This window comes from Mycobacterium sp. IS-3022 (assembly GCF_001500065.1).
Classification (GTDB): Bacteria; Actinomycetota; Actinomycetes; order Mycobacteriales; family Mycobacteriaceae; genus Mycobacterium.
Window position 1 is genome coordinate 133,327 of record NZ_LQIN01000045.1, and the last position, 23,908, is coordinate 157,234.

The following is a 23,908-nucleotide window of genomic DNA, read 5'->3' on the forward strand; positions in this document are numbered from 1 at the left end:
GTATGACGAGCAGACCTCAATCCTTCGCGAAAGCCCGCGCGAACTCCTTCTCCAGATCCGCATACGGCTTGCCCGAGACGTCGATGTTCACCTGGGCGATGGTGCCGCCGGTGAACGCGAAGGGTGCCTTGTACGAGCGCGAGACCGGCGAGCCGGTGTTGCGGCCGACGCTCAGGCTGGCACCGGCGAGCCCGAACGTCCCCGGATGCACACGCATCCCGGTCAGCGCGGCGACCTGTTCGACGTCGATGTACAGCGCGGCATCCCCTATCGGGGTGTGACTGCCCTCCACCGTTCCGGTACGCACGTACGCGACTCCGAGGGTGTGGCGCCCCATCGGCACTGCACCCGGCGACGACAACTCCTGCTCTTCCTCGCCCAGGAAGTTGTAGACGTAGTGCAGCCGCCCGTCCTGGACGAACATCACATGTCCGCCGTGGGCGCCGCCGTGTTTGAACACCACGCCTTCGACGCCGGGGGTTTCGACGGTCACCTCGGCCATCGCCGAGAACGACCGGCCCTGGATCTCGACCGCCGCGCCCATGCCGACGTCGGCCGTGCCCGGGTAGTAGAGGTACGAGTCACGCCGGCCCGCGAGATGAGGCCGCCATCGCGAGATCGTGTCGAAGATGTTCAGGTCGCCGAGCGGCAACCCGTTGTACTTGTCGGCCTCGGCGAACCACAGCGCCTTGAGTTCTTCGAGTTTCTCCGGGTTTTCGGCCGCCAGGTCGTGGCACTGACTGCGGTCGGCCTCGATGTGGAACAGTTCCCAGCGGTCGCTGTCGAAGTGCGACCACCCGGCAGGGGATGCGGCGTGAACCGTGTTGGCGAACCAGCCGTCGTGCCAGATACCCCGGGTACCGAGCATCGTGTAGAACTGCGTCTGCTTGTCGGTCGATGCCGACGAGTCATCCAGTATCTGCCTGAAACTCACACCGTCCAGCGGCTTCTGCGCCACTCCCTTGACCGTTTCGGGCGGGGTGATACCGAGCAGTTCGTAGATCGTCGGCGTGACATCGCAGACGTTGATGTAGTCGTCGCGTACTTCACCATGTGCCGCAATGCCTTTGGGCCATGAGATGATCGCCGGATCGGCGATCCCACCCTCGTGTGACGCGTAGCGCTTGAACAGTTTGTAGGGCGTATTGAACGCCATCGCCCAGCCGGTTGGATAGTGGTTGTACGTCTCGGGACCGCCGAGGTTGTCGAGCAGTCGCAGGCTCTCCTCGACGGTGTCGATGTATCCGTTGAAGAACTTGACCTCGTTGACCGAGCCGTTCGGGCCACCCTCTCCACTGGCGCCGTTGTCGGAGATGACGACGACGATCGTGTTGTCGAGCTGACCCGATTGCTCCAGATAGTCGAGAATGCGCCCGATCTGGGCGTCGGTGTAGGACAGGAAGCCGGCGAACACTTCGGCCATGCGGGCGAAGACTCGCTTCTCGTCGTCACCGAGTTCGTCCCAGGGCCGTACCGTGTCTTGAGCCGGCCACGGTTCGCCGTTGGGGCCCTTCACATCTCGGTACGGATTGATCGGCGAGAGTTCGGTGTCGGCAGGCACGATACCGAGCGCCTTCTGCTTCTCGAGCACCATCTCGCGGTACCGCTCATAACCCATGTCGAACTTGCCGGCGTACCGGTCGGCCCACTCCTTGAAGACGTGGTGCGGCGCGTGCCCGGCTCCGGGGCAGACGTAGGAGAACCACGGTTTGTCGGGCGCGATGACCTTCGCGTCGCGGATGAACTCGATGGTCTTGTCCGCCAGGTCCTTCGACAGGTGGTAGCCGTCCTCCGGAGTCGCCGGCGGCGCCACGGGATGGTTGTCGTAGACCAGGTCTGGATACCACTGGTCGGTCTCGCCGCCCATGAAGCCGTAGAACCGCTCGAAGCCCCGCGCCAGCGGCCAATGTCGTTTGGTCGACGCCAGATTGGACTCTTCAAGCGGCGTCAGGTGCCATTTCCCGACACAGTAGGTGTTGTATCCGTGTTCGGCGAGCACCTCCGGCAACAGCGCGGTGTCGAATGGTATGCGCCCGTTGCAACCGGGGAAGCCGTCGGTGAACTCCTCGATGGTCGCCATGCCGACCGTCGTCGGATTTCGACCGGTCAACAGGGACGCGCGGGTCGGCGAGCAGAGCGCGGTGGTGTGGAACTGCGACAGCCGGACACCGCGTTCGGCGATGCGGCTCATCGTCGGCATCTCGACCAGACCGCCGAAACAGTCCCAGGTGGCGATCCCGGTGTCGTCCCAGACGATGTAGAGCACATTGGGTGCATCGTCCGGGGCCGTCGGTGCGGCGTACGGGCCCCAGTCCGGTTCGGAGTCACGGATATCGAGTTCGATCCTGCCGTTGAATTCGGTAGCCATGCTCTGCCTCGTCCCGTGTCGCCTCGCAGTTGGCCGGAGATTACACCCGCGACGTCTCCGTCAGCCGACGAATTGACGACGACGCCATTAATGGCCGCCTGATCAACCACCACTGCACGATTCCCAGCGGGACGGTCCAGCCCAGCCATCCCCCGAGGCCGGCGACGAACCACAGGAAGTGCTCCGGATTGCCACCAAAAACGCTGTCCTGCAACGGTTGACACGTTACGAAGATGATCGGCGTCCAGATCCGGTTGGTAATGACCGACAGCGCCAGCGTCGCGCTGCGCACCATGTGGCGGCGGTGCACGGACAGGCGTCGCTGCCGTGCGGCGAGGAAGCCGTTCACCGTGAACCACAACCACAGGGCCGCGAGCACGACGTTGCTCACCGCGAGCAACGGCCCGAACGGGGTGGCTGCCCCGATCACCATCGCAGACGCGGCCGCTGGGATGGCGGCGGCGACGTAGATGCGACCGCACCGCCGGTGCAGCGCCGGACGACGGGCCCGCAGGCGGGGCCAGATCTGCACGACGGCGGCGACCATCGCGACGCCGGCGAGCATCACGTGGATCACCAACAGCGGGTAGTGCAGCGGGAAGGTGGCGGGCACGCGCGTGCCGCCGGCGAAATAAGGCGGAAGAGAGAAAGCGAGAAACCCCGCGACGACGACCGCGAGCACGGCTGCGAGCCAGCGCGGGCGGGCACTTGATGCGTATGACATACGCAACAAGCGTACGGCATACGCTAGCGTTGTCCAGTCGTTTAGGCTGGCGATCGATGAGCGAACCACTGCCCCGCGCGCTGCGGATTCTCTGGCACGAGCCGAGCGCGCCCGGGCGGTCCAGGGGGCTGACCCGGGAACGGATCGTGCGCGCGGCCATCGAACTGGCCGATGCCGAGGGGCTGGCGGCCTTGTCGATGGCGCGACTGGCCGAGCGCCTCGGCTGCGGCACGATGTCGCTGTACCGGCACGTCGCGAACAAGGACGAGCTGGTGATGTTCATGCTCTCCGCTGCTCCCGGCCCCCCACCGTCGATGGATACGACGAATTGGGCTGCCGCACTGACGAACTGGGCGGTCGGACTGTGGGAGGTCTATCACTGCCACCCGTGGATCCTGCAGGCAGCGGCCGCGGGCGCACCTGTGGACCCCGGCCAGCTGGCATGGCTGGACGCCGGACTCGCAGCGCTGGGCGACACCGGGCTCGCCGAACGCGACAAGCTCACCGCCGTGATGGCGGTTCTGCACTTCGTCCGCGGTGCGGCCGCGTTGGACATCGAGGCGGGCAGCGTGGACTGGCCCGACTATCCGGCCTTGCTGCGCAGGCTGGTCGAGCCGGAGCAGTTTCCCGCGCTCGCGGCGGCGTTGCAGGACGGTGTGTTCGACCGAACGGATGACGATCCCCATGCGCAATTCCGTTCGGGTTTGAACCAATTGCTCGACGGTATCGCCGCCCGGATCGGCTAGCGGAACGCGGGCGAGTTGCTCGCAGTCGAGCGAGCCGTATCGTCTCAAACGCGCCCGTCAATATGTGAAGTCAGCCGCGCAATTCGGATACCGTTCCCTACGTGTCTACGTCGTTGCCGGGATTCGATGACTGGCTGAACCGCTCGCTCGAAGAATGTGCCCGCAACGCAGGCGAGGACCGCGATACCTATGTCGCGCGTGCCGTGGCCAGACAAATGATGGCCGACAAGGTGCGAACCGACAAGACGTCGACCAGGGAACTTCTCGACCACCTCTCCGAATGCGGGGTGCTCGATACCGACTTGATGCCGGACGTATCGGCTGTGATAGCCGACCCCGATCGGCTGCGCTCTGTTCGTGCCACCGGGCTGCTCGATACGCCGCCGGAAGAGGTCTACGACCGGATCACCCGCGCAGCCGCCGACGCGCTGGATGTCCCGTTCGCGGCATTGTCGCTGGTAGACGCCAACCGGCAATTCTTCAAGAGCACTGCGGGACTGGGCGATTTGTCAGTCCAGGAAAGTCAGACGCCACTGGACCAATCCATCTGTCAGTTCGCAGTCGCCGCCGGCACGCCGTTGGTTCTCGAAGATGCAAGAAGTGACCCGGTTTTCAGGAATCATCCGGTGGTGCGCAGCGGTGCGGTCATCGCCTATCTCGGCATACCCCTGAACGATCACGACGGAAACGCCATCGGCACGCTTTGCGTATTCGACAGCAAGCCACGACTGTGGGGCACCGGCCACGTCCAGGTCTTGAGTGATCTGGCGCAACTCGCCGCCGAGCGAATTTTCGGTCCAATGCCTGCTTCGAGCCAGTAAGACGTCTCCCGGTTTCTCCGCGGGTGGGGCAGCCGTCCCTGCGACGGGCAAAGATGCGACCGAGCCGCTCATTCGGCTGTCTGCCTCGCCGCGGCGCATCTAGGATTGGTTGCCACTGTTCCGTTCGGGGGGTTGAAGATGCAGCTAGACGCGCGTTCGACGACGGACCCGTCAATTAGCCGTCCCACGATCCCGCGACTGGAGGCCACGCCGGAACCGGTCCAAATCGGCGTCCCGACGCTGCCGCGCTGGCTCGAACGCATTCGCACCGACCCGTGGTACTCGATGATCACCGTGGTGGTCGATGCTCTGTACGCCGCCATCGCGGTACTCCTGGCCCATTGGTGGATCCCGGGCGAGCTGGAGCAAGAGCGCAACATCGCCCTGTATTCGTGGATCTTCGTGCCGGTAGTGGTTTTCGCGTTGGCCACCCGGTCGCTATACCGGCAAAAGCTCAACGACGGATTTCTCGACGACTTCGAACCGGTGGAGACGTCAATCGCAGTGGCCGCTCTGGCGACGTTGACGATCATGCTGCTGCTTGTGCCTCGCTTCGAGGCCGGCGACGTTGTCGTCCCCTATGTCCGTCCCAGCGAGATTGTCTTGCGGATCTGGGTATGCGCGGCCATTCTCATCCCGGCGGTCCGCCTGCTCAGGTCGTTGATCAACCGCTGGCTACGACGCAAGTTCCATGTTGGTGTGCCGGCGCTCATCGTCGGCTCCGGCCCGATCGCCCATCAGCTCATCTCCCGGATGCGCCAGGTGCCGGACTACGGCCTCTGGCCCGCAGGCATGCTGGACGATGTACGGCCAACTGACGCAGAGGAATCCGGGGTGCCGTACCTGGGCACCACGGGCAATCTCGAGAGCGCCGCGCGCTACTGCCGCGCCGAGGAGCTCCTCATCGCGCCGTCGACGTTGTCTGACGAGCAATTGGCGCGGACCGCCCATCAGGGCCAGCAGCTCGGAATGCGGGTTCATGTTGTGCCCCGGTTGATGGACGCCGTCGGCAGCGGCACCAGGATCGAGCACCTGGGCGGCATACCTCTGATGGTGCTAGCCCGCGTGGATCCAAAAGGTTGGCAGTTCGCCGTCAAGCACGTCCTCGACCGGGCGGCTGCCCTGGTCGGCCTGGTGCTCGTCTCTCCTCTGTTGATCGTGCTGATGCTCGCGGTAAGACTCAGTTCGCCCGGGCCGATCTTCTTCGGTCAGGAGCGGATCGGACGCGACGGAAAAGTCTTCCGCTGCCTGAAATTTCGCACTATGCGCCGCCAGGATCCGGCCGAGGCGAGTTTTGAATTGGAGACAGGGGCGGCACCTGGCGGAGTGGAGGGCGATGATCGGCGCACTCGGATAGGCAAGATCATGCGCAAGGCGTCGCTGGATGAGCTGCCTCAACTGTTCAATGTGCTGCGCGGGGAAATGAGTCTGGTCGGCCCGCGTCCCGAACGCCCCGAGTTCGTCGAGTTGTTCGAGATGCACGTACGGCGCTACGGCGAGCGGCACAGGGTGAAGGCAGGCGTCACGGGCTGGGCTCAAGTGCACGGCCTTCGGGGACGGACCTCAATTGCTGACCGGGCCGAATGGGACAACTATTACATCGACAACTGGTCGCTACACCTGGACTTCAAGATCCTGGTGCTGACCCTACTGGCGGTGCTGCGCCCCGTGGAAGATTGAAGTCGTCTTCGTTGCGATCACCCGCGATGTCCGAGTCGGCGGGACGCGAAAGCCCCCGCGTTGCGGGGGCTTTCGGCTGAATAGGGCTACTTGGCCTTTTCGAGGATCTCCACGAGCCGCCAGCGCTTGGTCGCCGACAACGGGCGGGTCTCCATCAGCGACACGCGGTCGCCGATGCCCGCGACGTCATTCTCGTCGTGCGCCTTGACCTTCTTGGTGGTGCGGATGATCTTGCCGTACAGCGGATGGCTCTTACGATCTTCCAGCTCGACCACGATGGTCTTCTGCATCTTGTCCGACACCACGTACCCGATGGCCGTCTTGCGGCGGCCCCGCTGCTCTTCCTTGCGCGGGGTGCGCTTGGGTCCCTTGGTCTGTTCTGCTTTTTGCGCCATTACGAATCCTCACCAACGGGTCCGGAGGCCAGACCCAACTCACGTTCACGCAGCACGGTGTACACGCGCGCGATCTCCTGACGCACCGTGCGAAGCCGGCGGTTGTTGGACAACTGGCCGGTCGCCATCTGGAAGCGCAGGTTGAACAACTCTTCCTTGGACTCGCGCAGCCGATCCTTCAACTCGTCGTCGGTCAGCTCGCGCAGTTCGCCCGGCGTCACTCCCACTGCCATCAGAAGTGCTCCTCTCGGGTAACGATGCGTGCCTTGATCGGCAGCTTGTGGATCGCGCGGGTCAGCGCTGCCCGGGCGGTCGCCTCGTCGGGGTAGCTCAGCTCGAACAGCACGCGACCCGGCTTGACGTTGGCCACCCACCACTCCGGCGAACCCTTACCCGAACCCATGCGGGTTTCGGCCGGCTTCTTGGTCAGCGGACGGTCCGGGAAGATGTTGATCCACACCTTGCCGCCACGCTTGATGTGCCGGTTGATCGCGATACGCGCGGACTCGATCTGCCGGTTGGTGATGTAGGCGTGCTCCAGTGCCTGGATGCCGTAGTCACCGAAGCTCACCGTGGTGCCACCGCTGGCGATGCCGCGCTGCCTCGGGTGATGTTGCTTGCGGTGCTTGACCTTGCGGGGAATCAGCATTGTCTAGCTCTCCGTCTTTTCAGTCGTCTCCGCCGCAGCACCGGCCGCGGCTTCGGTTCCCGCAGCTGCCTCGGCGGCGGCGGGCGCAGCTTCGGTGGCGGCGCGGCCGGCCTCCGTGCTCGTCGCGGTGGTGCCCGATGCGCCGCTACGGCGCGGCCGAGTACCCGAAGGACGTTCGCGGCGTGGCCGATCCGAGCCCGCCGGCACCGCGGCCGCCAGCTCGCGCTTGCCACCGACGATGTCGCCCTTGTAGATCCACACCTTCACGCCGATGCGACCGAACGTCGTCTTCGCCTCGTACAGGCCGTAGTCGATGTCGGCGCGCAGCGTGTGCAGCGGCACGCGGCCTTCGCGGTAGAACTCGGAGCGGCTCATCTCGGCGCCGCCGAGACGGCCCGAGCACTGCACCCGGATGCCCTTGACGTTGGGCTGGCGCATCGCCGACTGGATCGCCTTGCGCATGGCGCGGCGGAACGCCACGCGGTTCGAAAGCTGCTCGGCGACACCTTGTGCCACCAACTGAGCTTGCGACTCAGGGTTTTTCACCTCGAGGATGTTCAGCTGCACCTGCTTACCGGTCAGCTTCTCCAGGTCGGCGCGGATGCGGTCGGCTTCGGTGCCGCGGCGGCCGATCACGATGCCCGGGCGAGCGGTGTGGATGTCGACTCGAACTCTGTCGCGAGTCCTTTCGATCTCCACATCGGCGATGCCTGCGCGCTCGAGACCGGTGGCCAGCAGCCGTCGGATCGCCACATCTTCCTTGACGTAGTCCTTGTACTGCTTGTCGGCGTACCACCGGGACTTCCAGTCGGTGGTGATACCGAGTCGGAAGCCGTGGGGATTGATTTTCTGGCCCACTACTCCGAGCCCTCCTTCGATTCGGAAGCTTCAGCCTTCTTGGCGGCCGCCTTCTTGGCCGGGGCGGCCTTCTTGGCCGGTGCCTTCTTGGCGGGCGCCTCAGTCTCAGCCTTGCTCGCCGGAGCCTTGCTCGCCGGCGCCTTCTTCGCCGCTGCCGCCTTGCTGCCCTGCGCGCGACGCGAACGTGCGCTGGCGGCCGAGGCCTGCCCGGCACGCTGCTCGCGGCTCGGACGGGATTCGACGATCACCGTGATGTGGCTGGTGCGCTTGCGAATCCGGAACGCGCGGCCCTGGGCGCGCGGCCGGATGCGCTTGGCGGTCGGACCCTCGTCGGCGTAGACGGTGGCGACCACGAGCGTGGACGGATCCAGGCCTTCGTTGTTCTGCGCATTGGCCGCGGCGCTCGCGATCACCTTGGCGACCGGCTCGCTGGCCGCCTGCGGTGCCCACCGCAGGATGTCCAGCGCGTCGGACACCGATTTGCCGCGCACCAGGTCGATGACCCGGCGCGCCTTCGTCGCCGACACGCGCACGAAGCGCGCCTTGGCGACGGCAGTCGGATATTCAGTCGTCGTACTCATTACCGGCGCTTAGCCTTCCGGTCGTCCTTGATGTGACCCTTGAACGTGCGGGTCGGCGCGAACTCGCCGAGCTTGTGCCCGACCATCGCCTCGGTGACGAACACCGGGACGTGCTTGCGGCCGTCGTGCACCGCGAAGGTGTGCCCGATGAAGTCGGGGATGATGGTCGACCGACGTGACCAGGTCTTGATGACCTGCTTGGTGTTCTTCTCGTTCTGAGCGTCGACCTTCTTGAGCAGATGGTCGTCGACGAACGGACCCTTCTTCAAACTACGAGGCATCGCTGCTACTCCTTCCGCGGCCTAGCGCTTCTTGCCGGTGCGCCGGCGTCGGACGATGAGCTTGTTGCTCGACTTGTTCGGCTTGCGGGTCCGGCCCTCGGGCTTACCCCACGGGCTCACCGGGTGGCGACCACCGGAGGTCTTACCCTCACCACCGCCGTGCGGGTGGTCGACGGGGTTCATCACGACACCGCGGACGGTGGGGCGCTTACCCTTCCACCGCATGCGGCCGGCCTTACCCCAGTTGATGTTCGCCTGCTCGGCGTTGCCCACCTCGCCGACGGTCGCGCGGCAGCGCACGTCGACGCGGCGGATCTCACCGGACGGCATGCGCAGCGAGGCGTAGGTGCCTTCCTTGCCCAGCAACTGGATGCTGGAGCCGGCGGACCGGGCGAGCTTGGCGCCGCCACCGGGACGCAGCTCCACCGCGTGAACCAGGGTGCCCGCGGGGATGTTGCGCAGCGGCAGGTTGTTGCCGGCCTTGATGTCGGCGTTGGGACCCGACTCCACGATGGCGCCCTGCTTGAGTCCCTCGGGGGCGATGATGTAGCGCTTCTCGCCGTCGAAGTAGTGCAGCAGCGCGATGTTCGCGGTGCGGTTCGGGTCGTACTCGATGTGCGCGACCTTGGCGTTGACACCGTCCTTGTCGTTGCGCCGGAAGTCGATCACCCGGTAGGCGCGCTTGTGCCCGCCGCCCTTGTGCCGTGTCGTGATGCGGCCGTGGGCATTTCGACCGCCCTTGCCGTGCAGCGGCCGAACCAGCGACTTCTCCGGATGGTCGCGCGTGATCTCAGCGAAGTCGGAGACGCTGGCACCGCGGCGACCGGGGGTCGTCGGCTTGTACTTGCGAATTGCCATGATTCTCTAGGTCTTCCTCCGTCGCCGGCCTGAACAAATCAAGCCGGTGCTCCGAACAGGTCGATGGGCTTGCTGCCCGCGGCCAGCGTCACGATGGCGCGCTTGGTGTTCTTGCGCTTGCCGTAGCCGGTGCGGGTGCGCTTGCGCTTGCCCTGCCGGTTCGCGGTGTTCACCGAATCGACCTTGACGCCGAAGATCTTCTCCACCGCGATCTTGATCTGCGTCTTGTTCGAGTCGGGGTGCACGATGAACGTGTACACGTTGTCTTCGATCAACCCGTAGGACTTCTCGGAGATGACCGGGGACAAGATGATGTCGCGGGGGTCAGTGACGGTCGCCATCAGGCCGACACCTCCTCTTTGTCCTTCTTGGTATTCGCGCTGATGTAGCTGTTCAGCGCTTCCACGCTGAACACCACGTCATCGGCCTTCAGCACGTCGTGGGTGTTGAGCTGATCGGGTGAGATCACGTGCACGCCGGGGAGGTTGCGCACGCTCTTGGCGCCCGTCTCGTCGGTCCGGCCGATCACGACCAGCACGTGCTTGCGATCGGTGAGCGTGGCGAGAAACGCCTTGGCGCTCTTGGTCGACGGCGTCTGGCCCTCGATCAGCTCCGTGACCGCGTGGATGCGGCCGTTGCGCGCCCGGTCCGACAGGGCCCCGCGCAGCGCGGCGCGGATCATCTTCTTCGGAGTGCGCTCGCTGTAGTCACGCGGCTTGGGGCCGTGCACGGTACCGCCGCCGGCGAACTGCGGCGCCCGGGTCGAGCCCTGACGGGCGCGGCCGGTGCCCTTCTGCCGGTACGGCTTCTTGCCGCCGCCGGACACCTCTCCGCGCGTCTTGGTCGAGTGGGTGCCCTGCCGTGCCGCGGCCAGCTGCGCCGTCACCACTTGGTGCATCAGCGCGATGTTCGCCTCCACATCGAAAAGGGCAGCCGGTAGTTCTATCGAGCCGTCCTTCGTACCGCCCGGGGTGTGGACGTCGATCTTGAGTGTCTTTTCGGCAGCCATTACTTCTCGCCTCGCTTGATTGCGCTGCGGACCATCACGAGCCCGCCGTTGCGGCCGGGGATCGCGCCCTTGATGAGCAGCACGCCATTCTCGGCATCGACCTTGTGCACCAGCAGGTTCTGCGTCGTCACCCGGTCGTTGCCCATCCGCCCGGACATCCGGGTGCCCTTGAACACCCGGCCCGGGGTGGCGCAACCACCGATGGAGCCGGGGCGGCGGTGCACCGCCTGGGCGCCGTGGCTGGCGCCCTGGCCGCGGAAGCCGTGGCGCTTCATCGTGCCGGCGAAGCCCTTGCCCTTGCTGGTGCCGGTCACGTCGACGTAGTTGCCGTCGGCGAAGATCTCGGCGGTCAGCTCCTGTCCGACCTCGTATTCGGCGGCGGCGGCCTCGTCATCGAGCCGCAACTCCGCCAGATGCCGGCGCGGGTTGACCCCGGCGGCCGAATACTGACCTGTCACAGGCTTGTTCACCTTGCGCGGGCTGATCTCGCCGTAGGCCAGCTGCACCGCGCTGTAGCCGTCACGCTCCGTCGTGCGGATGCGCGTCACAACATTGGGCCCGGCCTTGACGACCGTCACCGGCACGACCCGGTTGTTCTCGTCGAACACCTGCGTCATGCCCAGCTTGGTGCCCAGAATTCCTTTTCTCGCCATGGTTTTCTGGAATCTCCTACTGAATGTTGACGTCGACGCTGGCCGGCAGGTCGATGCGCATGAGCGCGTCGACCGTCTTCGGCGTGGGGTCGAGGATGTCGATCAGCCGCTTGTGGGTGCGCATCTCGAAGTGCTCCCGCGAGTCCTTGTACTTGTGCGGGGACCGGATGACGCAGTACACGTTCTTCTCGGTCGGCAGCGGCACAGGGCCGACCACACTGGCGCCGGTTCTGGTGACCGTTTCCACGATCTTGCGCGCCGAGGCGTCAATCGCCTCGTGGTCGTAGGCCTTGAGCCTGATGCGGATCTTCTGTCCCGCCACGCTTCTCCTACCTCACTCATACAGGGCCCGAAATCGGGCCGCCGGCAATCGAGCCTCGCGCTGCTATGCCGCCGCTGTTCTTCTGTCTGTGGTCCACCGGTCCCCGCGGTCGGGTGTGTCGCCCGCACGCACACTCGTCCGCGGCGAAAATCGTCACGATCGAGAATGGCACCGGATGCGCCCGGTTGGGCGCCGGTCGTATGCCCCGACCACGTGGTCCGAACAGGCACCATCCCGGCTCAAGGCAACCCGAACAGTATGCCCTAGAAAACGGCACGCTCCAAATCCCTGGCCACGGGAAACCCGGCGACGCCGGTGTCACCGCGCCGGGACGATCTTACCGATGAGTAAGGTATTCCCACATGGCCGCTCCGACCTCCACATATCGCGCATGGAAACGCCTGTCCGCGATGCCGGGCGGCACCCGGGTGTTCTCGGCCGCGGCGATCGCGCGGGTGCCGTATTTCGCCTCCATCGCCCCGCACGTCGTGCGAATGGAACCCGGCTACGCCGAGGTCACGGTGCCCAAGTGGTTCTTCGTTCACAACCACCTGCGCACGGTGCACGCGATCGCGTCCTGCAACGCCGCCGAGATGGCGATGGGCATGTTGATGGAGGCCACCGTGCCGGCCAGCCACCGCTGGATCCCCAAGGCGATGAACGTCGAATATCTGGCCAAGGCCACCACGTCGCTGCGCGCCCAGGCGCGCCTGGCCCCGCCGGACTTCTGCTCGATCACCGAGGGCGCCGATCTCGTGGTGTCCGTGAGCGTGGTGGACCGGGCCGGCACCGAAGTCGTACACGCGGACATCACCTGCTGGGTCACACCGGCCTGATCATCGCCGGCTCAGCTCGGCAGGCCTCCCCAGAACGCGCACTGATGTCGCTGTTCGAAGTCGGTGACGACGTGGCTGGCGTCCGGTTGCAACCACATCCGCTCACCCGCCACGGCTGTTGTGAGTTCCGGCCAGTCCGGCCCGGGCGAACCGGTCGCGACGAATCGCACCCAGTAGTCGATCATTTCGTCGGACAGCCGCTGTTGGGCGGGGCTCAGCGGTGGTGCGCCGCCGACGTCGAACAGGTACCGCAGCTCGAGCGAATGGGCGGCCCCGACCGGGAACGGCGCTTCGCGCAACGGCTCTGGCGCCGGCGCCTCATCGTCGCCGAACTCGTAGGCGTAGACGGGTTGGCCGGACAGTGCATCGGCCATCCGGTCGGCCACGCAGGCGAAGTCAGCCGCCGTCACGGCTGCCGAGTAGGCCAGTGCGACGTTGCCGCCGTACCGGTCGGGCGGGTAGTGCGCCGCCACCGCGGCCGCGTGCGGCCCGAAGACCTCGGCGAGCAGTTCCGGGTAGTGGGCGGCGTCGAACGGGCGGCCGCGCAGAAATTGCAACGCCGCGAACAAGGCGAACTCGTCTTCGGTGGTGCCGATCATCACCGGTACCCGGGCGGCCTTCCCGCTGGTGATCGCGGTGAACGAATTCTCCGGCAGGGCAGGCGTTCCCGCGACCGGACCGCTCAGCCGTTCGGTCCCGAACCCGGCATACGTCAGCGGGGCCCGGAATCGGTCCGCGGGCAGCGATCGAAGACACTGCGCGGCGACAAGCGGATCGGCGCATCCGATTCCGGAGGCGTAAGCGGTGCTGGCCTGCTGTGCGGCCGGCAGGTCGTATTGCGCCTGACACGGCGCGCTCTGGATGATCGCCGCGCTGAACAAGCCCCGGGACCCCGGTGCGACGAGGTGGTCACACACCGCCATTCCGCCCGCCGATTCGCCCGCGATCGTGACGTTGTCCGGATCGCCGCCGAATTCGGCGATGTTGTCGCGGACCCAGCGCAGCGCCGCCTGTTGGTCGGCCAACCCGTAGTTGCCGATTTCACCGTCGGAGCCGAGTGCGGGGTGGGCGAGGAAGCCGAGGGCGCCGAGGCGGTAGTTCATCGTGACGACGACGACACCGCGACTGGCCAGCTGCCGCGCCCGGTAGATGTCGCCGCTGCCGTTCAGGAAGCTGCCGCCGTGGATCCATACCATCACCGGCCTCGCATCGCCCGCGGGTGGTGGCGTCCAGACGTTGAGGGTCAGACAGTCCTCGCTCGGCGGACGATGGTCGACGTCGGAACTCGTGTCCTGGATGCAGCGCGCGCCGGGGCGGGTCGCATCGCGGAATCCCGTCCAGGGGGCGACCGGTGCCGGCGGTTGCCAACGTAACGCGCCGAGCGGTGCTGCGGCGTAGGGGATTCCGGCGAAGTAGCGATGATCGGCGGCGACGGTCCCGCGGACCGCACCGGCAGTGGTCTGCGCCACCCCGGGATCGACGGGCACACCTTCGGCGGCCGTCTCTTTGCCGGCACATCCCGCGAGCAGACCCGCGACGGCGAGCAGCACCGCGGTAGCCCGGACTCGACGGGGGCAGCGCAAGGGCACGAACGCCGAGCCTACTGAGCAAGTTGGCCGCGGCCCTTTGCGACGTGGCGCCCGTCACATAGACTGTCGACTTGACACGCGTCAAGTTTGTCCGCAGCCCGGTAGTGAAGGAGCCCCGATGAGCATCCCGACGATGGATGACGCCGCGAAGGTATTGGCCGACCCGAAGGGCTATGCCGACGACGCGCGACTCCACGAGGCGCTGACCCATCTACGGGCGAACAATCCGGTGGCGTGGGTCGACAACCCGCCGTACCGGCCGTTCTGGGCAATCACCAAGCACGCCGACATCATGACGATCGAGCGCGACAACAACCTCTGGCTGTCCGAGCCGCGGCCGTTGCTCGCGACCGCCGAGGCCGACGACGTCCTGAAGGCGCAATTGGAGGCGGGTATCGGGTTGCGGACGCTGATCCACATGGACGACCCGCACCACCGCAAAGTGCGCGCGATCGGCGCGGACTGGTTCCGCCCCAAGGCGATGCGCGCGTTGAAGGTCCGCGTCGACGAACTGGCCAAACGCTACGTCGACAGGATGCGCGAGATCGGTCCGGAGTGCGACTTCGTCACCGAGATCGCGGTGAACTTCCCGCTCTACGTGATCATGTCGCTGCTCGGCCTGCCCGAAGAGGACTTCCCCCGCATGCACATGCTCACCCAGGAGATGTTCGGCGGCGACGACGAGGAGTTCCAGCGCGGCCAGAATCCCGAGGACATGCTCGCGGTGCTCGCAGACTTCTTCAACTATTTCGCCAAGCTCACCGCGTCGCGCCGGGCCAGCCCGACCGAGGATCTCGCGTCGGCGATCGCGAACGGCCGCATCGACGGTGAACCGTTGTCGGACATGGACACCGCGTCCTACTACGTGATCGTCGCCAGCGCGGGGCACGACACCACCAAGGACGCCATCTCCGGTGGACTGCACGCCCTGATCGAGAATCCCGGCGAACTGGACCGGCTGCGGCACGATCTGGCCCTGATGCCGACGGCCGTCGAGGAGATGATCCGGTGGTCGACGCCGGTCAAAGAGTTCATGCGCACTGCGGCCGAGGACACCGAGGTCAGGGGCGTGAAGATTGCCAAGGGTGAATCCGTTTACCTCGCTTACGTTTCCGGAAACCGGGACGAAGAGGTGTTCGACGAGCCGTTTCGCTTCGACGTCGGCCGCGATCCGAACAAACATGTCTCATTCGGCTACGGCGTGCACTTCTGCCTTGGTGCCGCGCTGGCGCGGATGGAGATGAACAGCTTCTTCACCGAACTCCTCCCCCGCCTGGAGTCGATCGAGTTGGCCGGCACTCCCGAATTGACCGCCACCACCTTCGTCGGCGGCCTCAAGCACCTCCCGATTCGCTACTCGCTGAGGTGATGCCGTCCGGCTTCTTGGCATGCGCGGCCAAGAAGCCGTCGACGGCCGCCTCGGCGCACGCACGGTAGTCGAAATCGGCCACGGTGGACAGCTTGCCGAGAACCAACGGGCCGATGAGCAGGGCGATGGCCTGCATGCGATCCACCTCGTCGAGCTCCTCGACCGCCTGCGCACTGTCGAGGATCGCGTCGAACGGCACCGAGTACAGCTGGATGATCCGCGCCCTGAGAGTGCCGACGGCGTCCGAACCAGCTTGCTGCGCTTGGGGGTACGTGTCGACATCGGGTCCGGAGGCCATCCACGTCATGGCCGTGATCATCGCGGGCACTTCGGCGATCGACTCCGCCCAGCCCACCACCACGGCGATCAACCGGTCGCGCAGACTGCCTTCGGCGGGCGGCATCGGCGCCGGGTTGAGCAGGCTCATGAACGCCGCAGCCATCAGGTCATTGGCGCTGGAGAAGTGGCGGTACAGCGTGGCCCGCGCCACGTTGGCGGTACGGGTGACCGCGTCGATCGTGACGGCGTTCGGCCCCCCGGACCGCAGCAACGTCGTCGCAGCGTTGACCAGGCGGGCCCGGGAGCGGGCCGGCCGCGGATCAGTACTCCCGCCGCTCATCGTGTGATCCCCTCCGTTGTCTCGACGCAGCCTCGTCCGGCCCGCCCAGGATATCGACGCCTTGATGCTTCTGCTGGGAGCAGTTCGCTTCCGTCAAGTCCGACCGAAGCGGTCAGACGACGAATCCGGCCGCCCGATGCCCGAGCATGACGATCGTCGCGTGCGGCCCGCGGCTGGGGATCGCCGGCAACACGGACCCGTCGACCACCCACAACCGGTCGACACCCCGCACGCCGCACCGCGAATCGACCACTGCCGCCTCGTCCCCGTCGGCGCCCATCGGCGCGGTCCCCGACAGGTGCTGCGATGTCGACCACGTCACCGGACCAAGTTCTGTTGTCGCACCGATGAGTTCACGAGCCAGCTCGGTTCCGGTCTGCAGTTTCGCGATGTCGTCGGGTTCGGTGTCGTAACGATGTTCGATGGCCGGGGCGACATCAGGGTCAGCGGTGACGACGCGTACCCGTCCTCGAGACTTCGGCCGCATCAACGTCACCCCGATGTGGGGATGGTCGCCGGGATCGTCGCGGCGGCCGCTCACCATCGCACCGAAACCTGCAGTGTAAGGGCGGATCTCGAGAGAATCCTCCGTGGTCAACACCGCCTCCAGCGGAGGCAGTCCGTGCGTTTCCGACCAACTCACCGGTAGTACCCATTCCGGGTGGTCCGACGTTTGCGTGCCAACCGGCAGATCGACGGTCACAGGTATTCCCGCCGCCGCCAGAACGTCATTCGGTCCGATGCCGGACAACATCAGAAGGTGAGCCGAACCGATTGCGCCCGCACACAAGACGATCCGGTCGGCGTCAAGCTCGACGGCGCCATGCGGGCCCACGCAGCTCACTCCGACCGCACGGCCGGCGACGATCCGGATTCGCAGGACGCGGGTATTGGCGAGCAGTGTCAGGTTTGGCCTGTCCACCGCGGGTTGCAGATGGGCACCGCCGGGACCGACGCGGGTGCCCTGGTGGATGTTCAGCGGCACCGCTCCCACTCCGGGGCGCAGCGGCGCCTCGGGCGTCGACCCGTTGAGATCGTCGATCCACGGGTGTCCCGCGGCGGTGGCGGCGTTGACGAAAGACGCTGTGCATCCGTCGAATTCGGCCACCCGCCGGATCAGTATCGGACCCTCCGACCCGTGTATCGCGTTGTCGAAGTCCAAATCGGTTTCGATGGCGCGAAAATGCGGCAGCACTTCCGTCCATGCCCACTCGGGGAGTCCCCAGCTGTCGAAGTCCGACGGCAGTCCTCGGCAGAAGTAGCCGCCGTTGACCGCCCCGGACCCGCCCACCACGGCGCCGCGCATGATCTGCGCATGCCGTGGGGGGTCGACGGTCAGGGTGGTCGGATATCGTCGCACCACCGAACTGGCGGCCCCGATCGGCAGCCGCAACCCGTCGCTGATCTGCGTCAGCACCCGAGGATCCGACGGTCCCGGGCCCGATTCGACGACCGTGACAACGCACGACGGATCTGTGGAGAGTCGCTCGGCCAGAACGGAACCGGCGCTGCCGGCACCGACGATCAGGACGTCACTGCGCACGCGAGGAGCGAAAGATTCATTGCGCACGCGAGGAGCAATAGATTCATTGCGCACGCGAAGAGCGTCGTTTCAGGTCCGGATCTGGGGTTTGAGCGCGCCGAGATGACGCTCGCGGACCACGCCCGCCCACAAACCCGTGCCGTAGGCGATGTCATCGAGGCGTTTGAGGGCGATGTAGGTGAGCAGCCCGACCCGTGGGGTGTCGTCCTCGGCGCTGCCGTTGCGAGCCAACCAGTCGACAACACCTTCGATCACCGCGGCCAGCAGTACCACTTGCCGGCACCGCCTGGACAGCAGCGCCGCGATCAGCGCCAGCGGCCAGTAGTGCCGACAGATCGCCGACGCGAGCTGCATGGCGGCGGACCACAGTCCGTGCGCCGCCACCACCGCGACGTCCCTGGGCTCGGTCTCGACGCTGGACAGCGACTTGGCGATGCGGCGGCCGGTGACGGTCGCAACGATGATCGACGCCAGATACCCGATCGATGAGCCCATCGCCATCAGCATCCATGCCAGCAGCGTCCAGCCCGAGATCACCAGCGGAGCGGTCTTGCCGGGATGCCGGACCGACAGCGGCGCGGCGGCTTCACCGTAGAAAGACCTGCGCGAGAACCACTCTCGCAGTTGGGTGCGATGGTCGTGCGCGACCAACGCGATGGGTTCGTAGCGCAGACGCGCTCCCGACTCGATGAGACGCCAGCACAGGTCGACGTCTTCGCCTGACCTCAGCGTCTCGTCGAAGCCGCCGACCTCGCCGAGCATGGACCGGCGGCAGATGATCGCGGCGCTGGGGACGTAGGACACCGTGCCGTACGGCATCACCGGGGCCTCCCGCAGACCGAGGTCGAGCGACGACCGCACCGCCTCGTACCGGGCGACCACGTTGTCGGGTTCGCGCAGGCCGACGATGCGGGGCGCCACCAGCCCGACGGCGGGATCGCAGAAGTGGCCGAGCAGCGCCTCCAGCCATCCGCGTCGCGGCACGACGTCGCTGTCCAGGAAGGCCACGAAGTCGGTGTTGCACGCCGCCAGGCCGGTGTTGCGGGCCGCCGCCGGCCCCCTGCTGCGGTCGTGGCGAAGCACCAGCACGTCGCCGTGCAGATCTATGAAGTCGGACCGCTCGAGCGGGGTGGCCGAGCCGTCGTCCACGACGATGACCCGGAGGCCGCGCACCGCCGTGAGCAGCCGGCGCACGCCAGAAGCATTGTCGCGCACCGGGATCACCACAGTGACATCCCGGTGGGACGGGCCGCTGGCGGGCCGTGGATGTGCCACGGTCGCATCGAGCAGCGCTCGTGCCACCTGCGCGCTGACCGCGTCGTGCACCTCGAGTCGGCCGCCGCTGAGCATGGTCTGCGCGGCCGGCGCCAGGCGCAGAAGACGGGTCGGGGAACCGCCGAGGAGGGCGGACCCTTCACCGAGCACCTTCACCCGCCGATCGACCTGGACGGCGAAGCCGTCGGGTAGCCGCGGTCCTGTCATGTCAACATCCCGTCGCGGTCAGGTACCCAGCGGGTGATCCGCCGCAAGCATGCCTCGACCATATCGGGGAAGATCCGGGCGCCGTCTTCCTCCGTCGCGGTGGTGGGGTCGCCGAGCACGCCGATCTCGCTCACCGCGGCGACGCCTGCCCGTCGCAGTTCCGGAATGAGTTCGCGAAGCGGCGCAACATTGCCGGGCACGGTTTCGTGGATACGAACGTCCTGCGGCGAAATATGTAGCAATACAGACGTTTCGGTGTGACCGGCGTGCGCATCGGCGCCCGCCACGGTGCATGGGCACCAACCCGCGTCGCGGCCCTCGTAGCGCAGCAAAGCCGTCGCCGCCGCCAGCGCCTCGACGTTGCCTCCGTGACCGTTGACGAAGACCAGCCGCGACGCCCACCGCGATGCGGACCGGCCGTACTCCACCAGCAACAACCGCAGTGCAGCCGTGCCGATCGACACGGTGCCACTGAACTCCTCGTGCTCGCCGCTCGCGCCGTAGCCGATCGCGGGCGCGACCATCCAGTTCAATTCATTGCGGCCGGCCAGTTGGTCAGCAACGGCTCGAGCGACGGCCGTCGCGATTCTGGTGTCGGTGTCCAGCGGTAGATGCGGACCGTGCTGCTCGGTGGAGCCGACCGGGACGAGCAGGGCTGACGGGGTGCTCTGCAGCTGCTTCGACGTCGCATTCGCGAGTTCGCTGACAGATGGCACCCGCCGATGGTAGGCCGAATTCACCTGTCGTGCGCCAATTGTTGGCGCATGCGCAGCAATTCATTCGGTGGAATTTTCGCTAGCACCATCGACATCGTCCCGCCAGCCTCGTGCGTCCCGCCTCTACCAGCGAGTTCCCTCGGACGCGGTCGGGTCAAGCGGTCGGGCCGGGGGGCACGCCGAGTGCCCGGACGAAGTCGGGCGGAACCAGGATGTCCTCGGCCTCGAGATCATGGACCGACGCGCGACCCAGGCCCATCAATGCAGAATCGATGCCGCCGCGCAGGACGTCGAGCACGTTCTCGACTCCGGCCTGACCGTTGGCAGCGAGGCCCCACAGGTACGCCCTGCCGATCATCACCGCACGAGCGCCGAGCGCGACGGCCTTCACCACATCGCTGCCCCGGCGGATGCCGCCGTCGAGCAACACCTCGACGTCGTCTTTGACCGCCTCGGCGATCGCAGGCAGGGCACGGATCGATGCCGGGGTCCCGTCCAGGTTGTTGCCACCGTGGTTGGACACGGAGATCGCCGAAACCCCAGCATCCACAGCGCGTTTGGCGTCGTCAACCCGCATCACGCCCTTCAGCATGAAGGGACCGCCCCACAGCTCGCGAAGCCACGCGATGTCTTCCCAGGTCGGCGGGGGCGTGCCCATCCACTCGCCGTACGCGGCGAAGAACGGCGGCCCCGGCTCGCCGCGCGCCGCCTGATTGGGCACCCGCAGGTTCGGCGGCCGCAGGGTCTTGCCCCACTGCCACATCCAGCTCGGCCGGGTCAGGCCGGTCGGGAGCATGCGCACGGTCGTGCGCAGATCCATCTGCTCGGGGATCTTCGGGCTGCCCCAGTCACGGCCGTGCGAGAAGCTCCAGTCGGTGGTCACGATCAGCCCGACGGCGCCGGCCTCCCGGGCCCGCTCGACCCTGGCCGCGATCGCGTCCCGGCCACCGAGCCAGTAGACCTGGAAGAAGAGCTTGGGGTTGGCCGCGATCACCTCTTCGATCGGCTTGCTGGCGAAAGACGACAGGCCCATCGCGGTGCCGCGGGCGGCTGCCGCGCGTGCGACCGCGACCTCGCCTTCGGGGTGGACTGCCTGCACCCCGGTCGGCGAGATCAACACGGGCAGCGAAATCTCTTGTCCCATCACGGTGGTGGCCAGATCGCGCTTCTCGGTCGCCCCGATGACGTGCGGCGCGAAGCCCAACTCGGCGAAGGCGTCGACGTTGTCGGAAACCGTCACGCCCTTCTCGCTCGCGGCGATCAGCGCCGAGTACACCGGCTTGGGAAGTCGACGCTTGGCCCGCTCCTGAGCGGCGGCGACTGTCTCGAACCACGTGTCAGCCATGATCACACCGGACTTTCGTTGCAGAATCGGGCCGGGGGTTTGGTCAGCAGCTTCAGGGCCACCGGACCTTGTTTGGTTCCCCTGGAGTGGTCACCACTGGGCTTCGGTTTGACGCGCTCCCGCTCCAAGGCCGGGGCACCCCAACCCTCCACGCATTCGGGGTCAGGGCCGTCCAGTGGCAAACCGGTGAAGAACTTGGCAGCCATGCAGCCGCCGCGGCAGCTGTCGTAATGGCCGCAGCTTCCGCAGGCACCTGCCGACTGTGGCTCGCGCAGCTCGCGGAACAGTGGTGCGTGCTGCCAGACGTTCTGAAAACCACCGTCGGACAAGATGTTTCCGGCCAGGAACTTGTCGTGGATGGCGAACGGGCAGGCGTAGACGTCGCCGACGGGGTCGATGAGGCAGACCACCCGGCCGGCGCCGCACAGGTTGAGCCCGGCCAGCGCGCCGGGTGCACCCAGTCCGGACAGGTGGAAGAACGAGTCGCCGGTGAGCACCCCGTCCCCCTTGGCCACCAGCCAGTTGTACAACTGTCGCTGCTGATCGGCCGTCGGGTGCAACTCGTCCCAGGTGTCGGCGCCGCGGCCGGAGGGCCGCAGTCGCGTGATCCGCAACGTGGCGCCGTACTGTGCTGCGAGAGCGGCGAATTCGTCGAGCTGGTCGACGTTGTGGCGGGTGACGACCACCGAGATCTTCGCGTCCTTGAAGCCGGCGTCGGCGAGGTTCTGCAGCGCCCGGGTGGCCATCGCGAACGAGCCGGTGCCCCGCACGGCGTCGTTGACGTCTGCGGTCGCGCCGTCGAGCGAGATCTGCACATCGACGTAGTCGCTGGCGGCCAGCCGAGTTGCCACCTCGGGCGTGATGCGTACGCCGTTGGTGGAGAACTTGACGCCGACGTGATGAGCGGTGGCGTAGTCGACGAGTTCCCAGAAATCCGAACGCACGGTCGGCTCGCCGCCGCCGATGTTGACGTAGAACACCTGCATGCGCTCGAGCTCGTCGATGATGTCCTTGCACTGCCGGGTGGTCAACTCACGCGGGTCGCGTTTGCCCGACGATGACAGGCAGTGCACACACGCCAGGTTGCACGCGTAGGTCAGCTCCCAGGTGAGGCAGATCGGGGCGTCGAGGCCGTGCTCGAACTGCTCGACGAGCCGAGGCACGGGCTGGGCGAGCTCCGAATTGGTGGCCGGCGCGAGCGCCGAATCAGTGGACGTCATTGCGGGACCAGCATTTTCGATTGGGCAAGCACAGAAAGTGCGTGCAGGTACGGTGCCTGCTGCGCGTCGTCGATACCGGCGGCGCGGCAGGCGGATCGGACGTCGGGATGGTCGGACAGCGCGTTGACGACGTCAACGATCGTCCTGTTCTTCAGGAATGACAGCTTGCGCGTTCCGAAGTGGTAGAGCAGCGCCCCGAACGGCTCCGGCCGAACCGCCACCTGGTGGTGCAGCCGCCAGCCGAGTCCCGGGTCGAACACCGGGCCGGGGCCCGAATCCAATCCGGTGCCAGGGCCCGAATCCAACCGGGCGCCGGGGCCCGAATCCAACACCGGGCCGGCGCCCGAGTCGGGCCCCGTTCGGGACGCCGCTCTCGACGAAGTCACGGTCAGTAGACCCCGCACATCCCGTCGATCGACACCTCTTCGACCAGCGTCTCGGTGACGAGTTCGTCGGCCTGCACCTGCTCATTCGGTTCCATGGGCTTGCCTTTCTCGGGGCGCTTTCGCTGTTCTCGACAATTGTGATCGAGATCGCAATATTATGGCATCGGGTGCCAGAAAGGAAGAGGGGCCCGGAAGAGGAGCGCGCATGGGCTCGGAAGCCCCGCATCGAGTGGGCCGCCGGCGCGCGACGACGTGGGCGCACATCAGCAATGTCGCCATCGACATGTTCGCCGAGCACGGCTTCGAAGAGGTCAGCGTCGACGACGTCGCCGAGGCCGCGGGCATCGGTCGGCGCACGCTGTTTCGCTACTACCCATCCAAGAACGCGCTGCCGTGGGGCGATTTCGACGCCCACCTCGAGCACCTGCAAGACCTTCTCACCGCCCTCGATCCGGGCGTGCCGATCCGCGATGCGTTGCGCACAGCGCTGTTGGCGTTCAACACCTTTGACGAGGCCGAGACCGCGCGCCACCGACAGCGCATGCGAGTGATCCTCGAGACCGCGGCGTTGCAGGCCTACTCGATGACGATGTACGCCGGGTGGCGCGGCGTCGTCGCGGCGTTCGTCGCCCACCGGCTCGGTACCGGGGCCGGTGACCTCGTGCCGCAGACCGTCGCGTGGACGATGCTCGGCGTGGCGCTGTCTGCCTACGAACACTGGCTGGCCGACGAGTCGGAATCGCTGGCCGAAGCGCTGGGTGCGGCGTTCGATGCGGTCGCCGACGGCCTCGATGCGCTCGGCTGAGCGGCGCGGCAGAATTTTTTTCGATTGGGGCGTCGGAGTTCGGTCCCCCGCGG

Annotated in this window: 28 protein-coding genes; 6 read left to right on the plus strand and 22 right to left on the minus strand. The window is 66.6% G+C overall.

Going from position 1 to position 23,908, the window contains the following annotated elements; genetic code table 11:
• Positions 1–16: 16 nt before the first annotated feature.
• Both AU188_RS19585 and AU188_RS19590 read right to left on the minus strand, forming a co-directional pair.
• Positions 17–2,368, minus strand: a complete 2,352-nt coding sequence (locus AU188_RS19585) for an arylsulfatase (RefSeq protein WP_059165157.1) — start codon at positions 2,366–2,368, stop codon at positions 17–19.
• Between the two features lie 40 nt (positions 2,369–2,408).
• Entirely contained in the window at positions 2,409–3,092 is a 684-nt protein-coding gene (locus tag AU188_RS19590) for a DUF2306 domain-containing protein (RefSeq protein ID WP_059165158.1), read from the minus strand.
• A 56-nt stretch (positions 3,093–3,148) separates the two neighbouring features.
• On the opposite strand from AU188_RS19590, the gene AU188_RS19595 reads away from it, so the two are divergent.
• The 3 genes from AU188_RS19595 (at position 3,149) to AU188_RS19605 (ending at position 6,339) form a co-directional block, all read left to right on the plus strand.
• Positions 3,149–3,838 carry a TetR/AcrR family transcriptional regulator gene (locus AU188_RS19595; RefSeq protein ID WP_059165159.1) on the plus strand — a complete coding sequence of 230 codons (690 nt, stop codon included), beginning with the start codon at positions 3,149–3,151 and terminating at the stop codon, positions 3,836–3,838.
• A 101-nt stretch (positions 3,839–3,939) separates the two neighbouring features.
• The gene (locus tag AU188_RS19600; protein WP_286137569.1) at positions 3,940–4,659 is read left to right on the plus strand and encodes a GAF domain-containing protein; all 720 of its coding nucleotides are present in this window, start codon (positions 3,940–3,942) and stop codon (positions 4,657–4,659) included.
• A 138-nt stretch (positions 4,660–4,797) separates the two neighbouring features.
• Positions 4,798–6,339 (plus strand): sugar transferase, encoded by a 1,542-nt coding sequence (locus AU188_RS19605; protein ID WP_082686707.1) that lies wholly within the window; start codon positions 4,798–4,800, stop codon positions 6,337–6,339.
• Between the two features lie 86 nt (positions 6,340–6,425).
• On the opposite strand, the gene rpsQ is transcribed toward AU188_RS19605, so the two are convergent.
• Genes rpsQ through rpsJ form a run of 11 tightly spaced genes read right to left on the minus strand, consistent with a single transcriptional unit; the run spans position 6,426 to position 11,945 of the window.
• Positions 6,426–6,734, minus strand: a complete 309-nt coding sequence (gene rpsQ, locus AU188_RS19610; protein WP_059165161.1) for a 30S ribosomal protein S17 — start codon at positions 6,732–6,734, stop codon at positions 6,426–6,428.
• Entirely contained in the window at positions 6,734–6,967 is a 234-nt protein-coding gene (gene rpmC / locus AU188_RS19615; RefSeq protein ID WP_059101354.1) for a 50S ribosomal protein L29, read from the minus strand. Before rpmC ends, rpsQ begins: the two co-directional genes overlap by 1 nt.
• Positions 6,967–7,383 carry a 50S ribosomal protein L16 gene (gene rplP / locus AU188_RS19620; protein ID WP_059101353.1) on the minus strand — a complete coding sequence of 139 codons (417 nt, stop codon included), beginning with the start codon at positions 7,381–7,383 and terminating at the stop codon, positions 6,967–6,969. Before rplP ends, rpmC begins: the two co-directional genes overlap by 1 nt.
• A 3-nt stretch (positions 7,384–7,386) precedes the next feature.
• Positions 7,387–8,241, minus strand: coding sequence for a 30S ribosomal protein S3 (rpsC, locus tag AU188_RS19625; RefSeq protein WP_059165162.1), 855 nt, complete (start codon positions 8,239–8,241; stop codon positions 7,387–7,389).
• Positions 8,241–8,822, minus strand: a complete 582-nt coding sequence (rplV, locus tag AU188_RS19630) for a 50S ribosomal protein L22 (RefSeq protein ID WP_059165163.1) — start codon at positions 8,820–8,822, stop codon at positions 8,241–8,243. Before rplV ends, rpsC begins: the two co-directional genes overlap by 1 nt.
• The gene (gene rpsS / locus AU188_RS19635) at positions 8,822–9,103 is read right to left on the minus strand and encodes a 30S ribosomal protein S19 (RefSeq protein ID WP_007167837.1); all 282 of its coding nucleotides are present in this window, start codon (positions 9,101–9,103) and stop codon (positions 8,822–8,824) included. The genes rplV and rpsS overlap by 1 nt, the downstream gene beginning before the upstream one ends.
• Before the next feature lie 21 nt (positions 9,104–9,124).
• A complete protein-coding gene (gene rplB / locus AU188_RS19640) occupies positions 9,125–9,961 on the minus strand; it encodes a 50S ribosomal protein L2 (RefSeq protein WP_059165164.1) in 837 nt (278 codons plus the stop codon).
• 38 nt (positions 9,962–9,999) lie between these two features.
• The gene (gene rplW / locus AU188_RS19645) at positions 10,000–10,302 is read right to left on the minus strand and encodes a 50S ribosomal protein L23 (protein WP_059101349.1); all 303 of its coding nucleotides are present in this window, start codon (positions 10,300–10,302) and stop codon (positions 10,000–10,002) included.
• The gene (gene rplD, locus AU188_RS19650) at positions 10,302–10,970 is read right to left on the minus strand and encodes a 50S ribosomal protein L4 (protein ID WP_059165165.1); all 669 of its coding nucleotides are present in this window, start codon (positions 10,968–10,970) and stop codon (positions 10,302–10,304) included. The genes rplW and rplD overlap by 1 nt, the downstream gene beginning before the upstream one ends.
• Positions 10,970–11,623 carry a 50S ribosomal protein L3 gene (gene rplC, locus AU188_RS19655; RefSeq protein WP_059165166.1) on the minus strand — a complete coding sequence of 218 codons (654 nt, stop codon included), beginning with the start codon at positions 11,621–11,623 and terminating at the stop codon, positions 10,970–10,972. The genes rplD and rplC overlap by 1 nt, the downstream gene beginning before the upstream one ends.
• Positions 11,624–11,639: 16 nt before the next feature.
• On the minus strand, positions 11,640–11,945 hold the full coding sequence (gene rpsJ, locus AU188_RS19660; RefSeq protein WP_003883485.1) for a 30S ribosomal protein S10: 306 nt from the start codon (positions 11,943–11,945) through the stop codon (positions 11,640–11,642).
• Between the two features lie 362 nt (positions 11,946–12,307).
• On the opposite strand from rpsJ, the gene AU188_RS19665 reads away from it, so the two are divergent.
• On the plus strand, positions 12,308–12,781 hold the full coding sequence (locus AU188_RS19665) for a hotdog fold domain-containing protein (protein ID WP_059165167.1): 474 nt from the start codon (positions 12,308–12,310) through the stop codon (positions 12,779–12,781).
• An 11-nt stretch (positions 12,782–12,792) separates the two neighbouring features.
• Here AU188_RS19665 and AU188_RS19670 read toward each other — a convergent pair whose 3' ends face one another.
• The gene (locus AU188_RS19670; RefSeq protein ID WP_502687624.1) at positions 12,793–14,370 is read right to left on the minus strand and encodes a carboxylesterase/lipase family protein; all 1,578 of its coding nucleotides are present in this window, start codon (positions 14,368–14,370) and stop codon (positions 12,793–12,795) included.
• 118 nt (positions 14,371–14,488) lie between these two features.
• Here AU188_RS19670 and AU188_RS19675 point away from each other — a divergent pair, with 118 nt between their 5' ends.
• Positions 14,489–15,739: a cytochrome P450 gene (locus tag AU188_RS19675; protein ID WP_059165168.1), complete on the plus strand. Its 1,251-nt coding sequence runs from the start codon at positions 14,489–14,491 to the stop codon at positions 15,737–15,739.
• Here the strand turns inward: AU188_RS19675 and AU188_RS19680 are convergent.
• The 8 genes from AU188_RS19680 to mftA all read right to left on the minus strand — a co-directional run bounded on the left by AU188_RS19680 (position 15,705) and on the right by mftA (position 23,145).
• A complete protein-coding gene (locus AU188_RS19680) occupies positions 15,705–16,358 on the minus strand; it encodes a TetR/AcrR family transcriptional regulator (protein WP_059165169.1) in 654 nt (217 codons plus the stop codon). The genes AU188_RS19675 and AU188_RS19680 overlap by 35 nt on opposite strands.
• 112 nt (positions 16,359–16,470) lie before the next feature.
• Positions 16,471–17,901 carry a mycofactocin dehydrogenase MftG gene (gene mftG, locus AU188_RS19685; protein ID WP_059165170.1) on the minus strand — a complete coding sequence of 477 codons (1,431 nt, stop codon included), beginning with the start codon at positions 17,899–17,901 and terminating at the stop codon, positions 16,471–16,473.
• Between the two features lie 69 nt (positions 17,902–17,970).
• On the minus strand, positions 17,971–19,383 hold the full coding sequence (gene mftF / locus AU188_RS19690; RefSeq protein WP_059165171.1) for a mycofactocin biosynthesis glycosyltransferase MftF: 1,413 nt from the start codon (positions 19,381–19,383) through the stop codon (positions 17,971–17,973).
• Positions 19,380–20,123 (minus strand): mycofactocin biosynthesis peptidyl-dipeptidase MftE, encoded by a 744-nt coding sequence (gene mftE, locus AU188_RS19695; protein ID WP_059165172.1) that lies wholly within the window; start codon positions 20,121–20,123, stop codon positions 19,380–19,382. Before mftE ends, mftF begins: the two co-directional genes overlap by 4 nt.
• A 130-nt stretch (positions 20,124–20,253) precedes the next feature.
• On the minus strand, positions 20,254–21,444 hold the full coding sequence (mftD, locus tag AU188_RS19700) for a pre-mycofactocin synthase MftD (RefSeq protein ID WP_059165173.1): 1,191 nt from the start codon (positions 21,442–21,444) through the stop codon (positions 20,254–20,256).
• A 2-nt stretch (positions 21,445–21,446) separates the two neighbouring features.
• Positions 21,447–22,664 carry a mycofactocin radical SAM maturase gene (mftC, locus tag AU188_RS19705; RefSeq protein WP_059165174.1) on the minus strand — a complete coding sequence of 406 codons (1,218 nt, stop codon included), beginning with the start codon at positions 22,662–22,664 and terminating at the stop codon, positions 21,447–21,449.
• Entirely contained in the window at positions 22,661–22,969 is a 309-nt protein-coding gene (gene mftB, locus AU188_RS19710; protein WP_059165274.1) for a mycofactocin biosynthesis chaperone MftB, read from the minus strand. Before mftB ends, mftC begins: the two co-directional genes overlap by 4 nt.
• A gap of 83 nt (positions 22,970–23,052) precedes the next feature.
• On the minus strand, positions 23,053–23,145 hold the full coding sequence (mftA, locus tag AU188_RS25080; RefSeq protein ID WP_067217694.1) for a mycofactocin precursor MftA: 93 nt from the start codon (positions 23,143–23,145) through the stop codon (positions 23,053–23,055).
• Between the two features lie 110 nt (positions 23,146–23,255).
• Between mftA and mftR the strand changes: the two genes are divergently transcribed.
• Complete coding sequence (gene mftR, locus AU188_RS19715; RefSeq protein ID WP_059165175.1) at positions 23,256–23,855, plus strand: mycofactocin system transcriptional regulator MftR; 600 nt, start codon at positions 23,256–23,258, stop codon at positions 23,853–23,855.
• Positions 23,856–23,908 lie beyond the last annotated feature (53 nt).

Bases quoted from the DNA above. Each gene is read 5' to 3' on its own strand.
- AU188_RS19680 (WP_059165169.1), bottom strand. From the start codon at position 16,358: ATGAGCGGCGGGAGTACTGATCCGCGGCCGGCCCGCTCCCGGGCCCGC.
- mftR (WP_059165175.1), top strand. From the start codon at position 23,256: ATGGGCTCGGAAGCCCCGCATCGAGTGGGCCGCCGGCGCGCGACGACG.
- rplC (WP_059165166.1), bottom strand. From the start codon at position 11,623: ATGGCGAGAAAAGGAATTCTGGGCACCAAGCTGGGCATGACGCAGGTG.
- mftD (WP_059165173.1), bottom strand. From the start codon at position 21,444: ATGGCTGACACGTGGTTCGAGACAGTCGCCGCCGCTCAGGAGCGGGCC.
- rpsS (WP_007167837.1), bottom strand. From the start codon at position 9,103: ATGCCTCGTAGTTTGAAGAAGGGTCCGTTCGTCGACGACCATCTGCTC.
- mftA (WP_067217694.1), bottom strand. From the start codon at position 23,145: ATGGAACCGAATGAGCAGGTGCAGGCCGACGAACTCGTCACCGAGACG.
- rplD (WP_059165165.1), bottom strand. From the start codon at position 10,970: ATGGCTGCCGAAAAGACACTCAAGATCGACGTCCACACCCCGGGCGGT.
- rpsQ (WP_059165161.1), bottom strand. From the start codon at position 6,734: ATGGCGCAAAAAGCAGAACAGACCAAGGGACCCAAGCGCACCCCGCGC.
- mftF (WP_059165171.1), bottom strand. From the start codon at position 19,383: ATGACAGGACCGCGGCTACCCGACGGCTTCGCCGTCCAGGTCGATCGG.
- AU188_RS19605 (WP_082686707.1), top strand. From the start codon at position 4,798: ATGCAGCTAGACGCGCGTTCGACGACGGACCCGTCAATTAGCCGTCCC.
- AU188_RS19595 (WP_059165159.1), top strand. From the start codon at position 3,149: ATGAGCGAACCACTGCCCCGCGCGCTGCGGATTCTCTGGCACGAGCCG.
- AU188_RS19585 (WP_059165157.1), bottom strand. From the start codon at position 2,368: ATGGCTACCGAATTCAACGGCAGGATCGAACTCGATATCCGTGACTCC.
- rpmC (WP_059101354.1), bottom strand. From the start codon at position 6,967: ATGGCAGTGGGAGTGACGCCGGGCGAACTGCGCGAGCTGACCGACGAC.
- rplW (WP_059101349.1), bottom strand. From the start codon at position 10,302: ATGGCGACCGTCACTGACCCCCGCGACATCATCTTGTCCCCGGTCATC.
- AU188_RS19675 (WP_059165168.1), top strand. From the start codon at position 14,489: ATGAGCATCCCGACGATGGATGACGCCGCGAAGGTATTGGCCGACCCG.
- mftC (WP_059165174.1), bottom strand. From the start codon at position 22,664: ATGACGTCCACTGATTCGGCGCTCGCGCCGGCCACCAATTCGGAGCTC.
- rplV (WP_059165163.1), bottom strand. From the start codon at position 8,822: ATGAGTACGACGACTGAATATCCGACTGCCGTCGCCAAGGCGCGCTTC.
- rplB (WP_059165164.1), bottom strand. From the start codon at position 9,961: ATGGCAATTCGCAAGTACAAGCCGACGACCCCCGGTCGCCGCGGTGCC.
- AU188_RS19590 (WP_059165158.1), bottom strand. From the start codon at position 3,092: ATGTCATACGCATCAAGTGCCCGCCCGCGCTGGCTCGCAGCCGTGCTC.
- AU188_RS19665 (WP_059165167.1), top strand. From the start codon at position 12,308: ATGGCCGCTCCGACCTCCACATATCGCGCATGGAAACGCCTGTCCGCG.
- rplP (WP_059101353.1), bottom strand. From the start codon at position 7,383: ATGCTGATTCCCCGCAAGGTCAAGCACCGCAAGCAACATCACCCGAGG.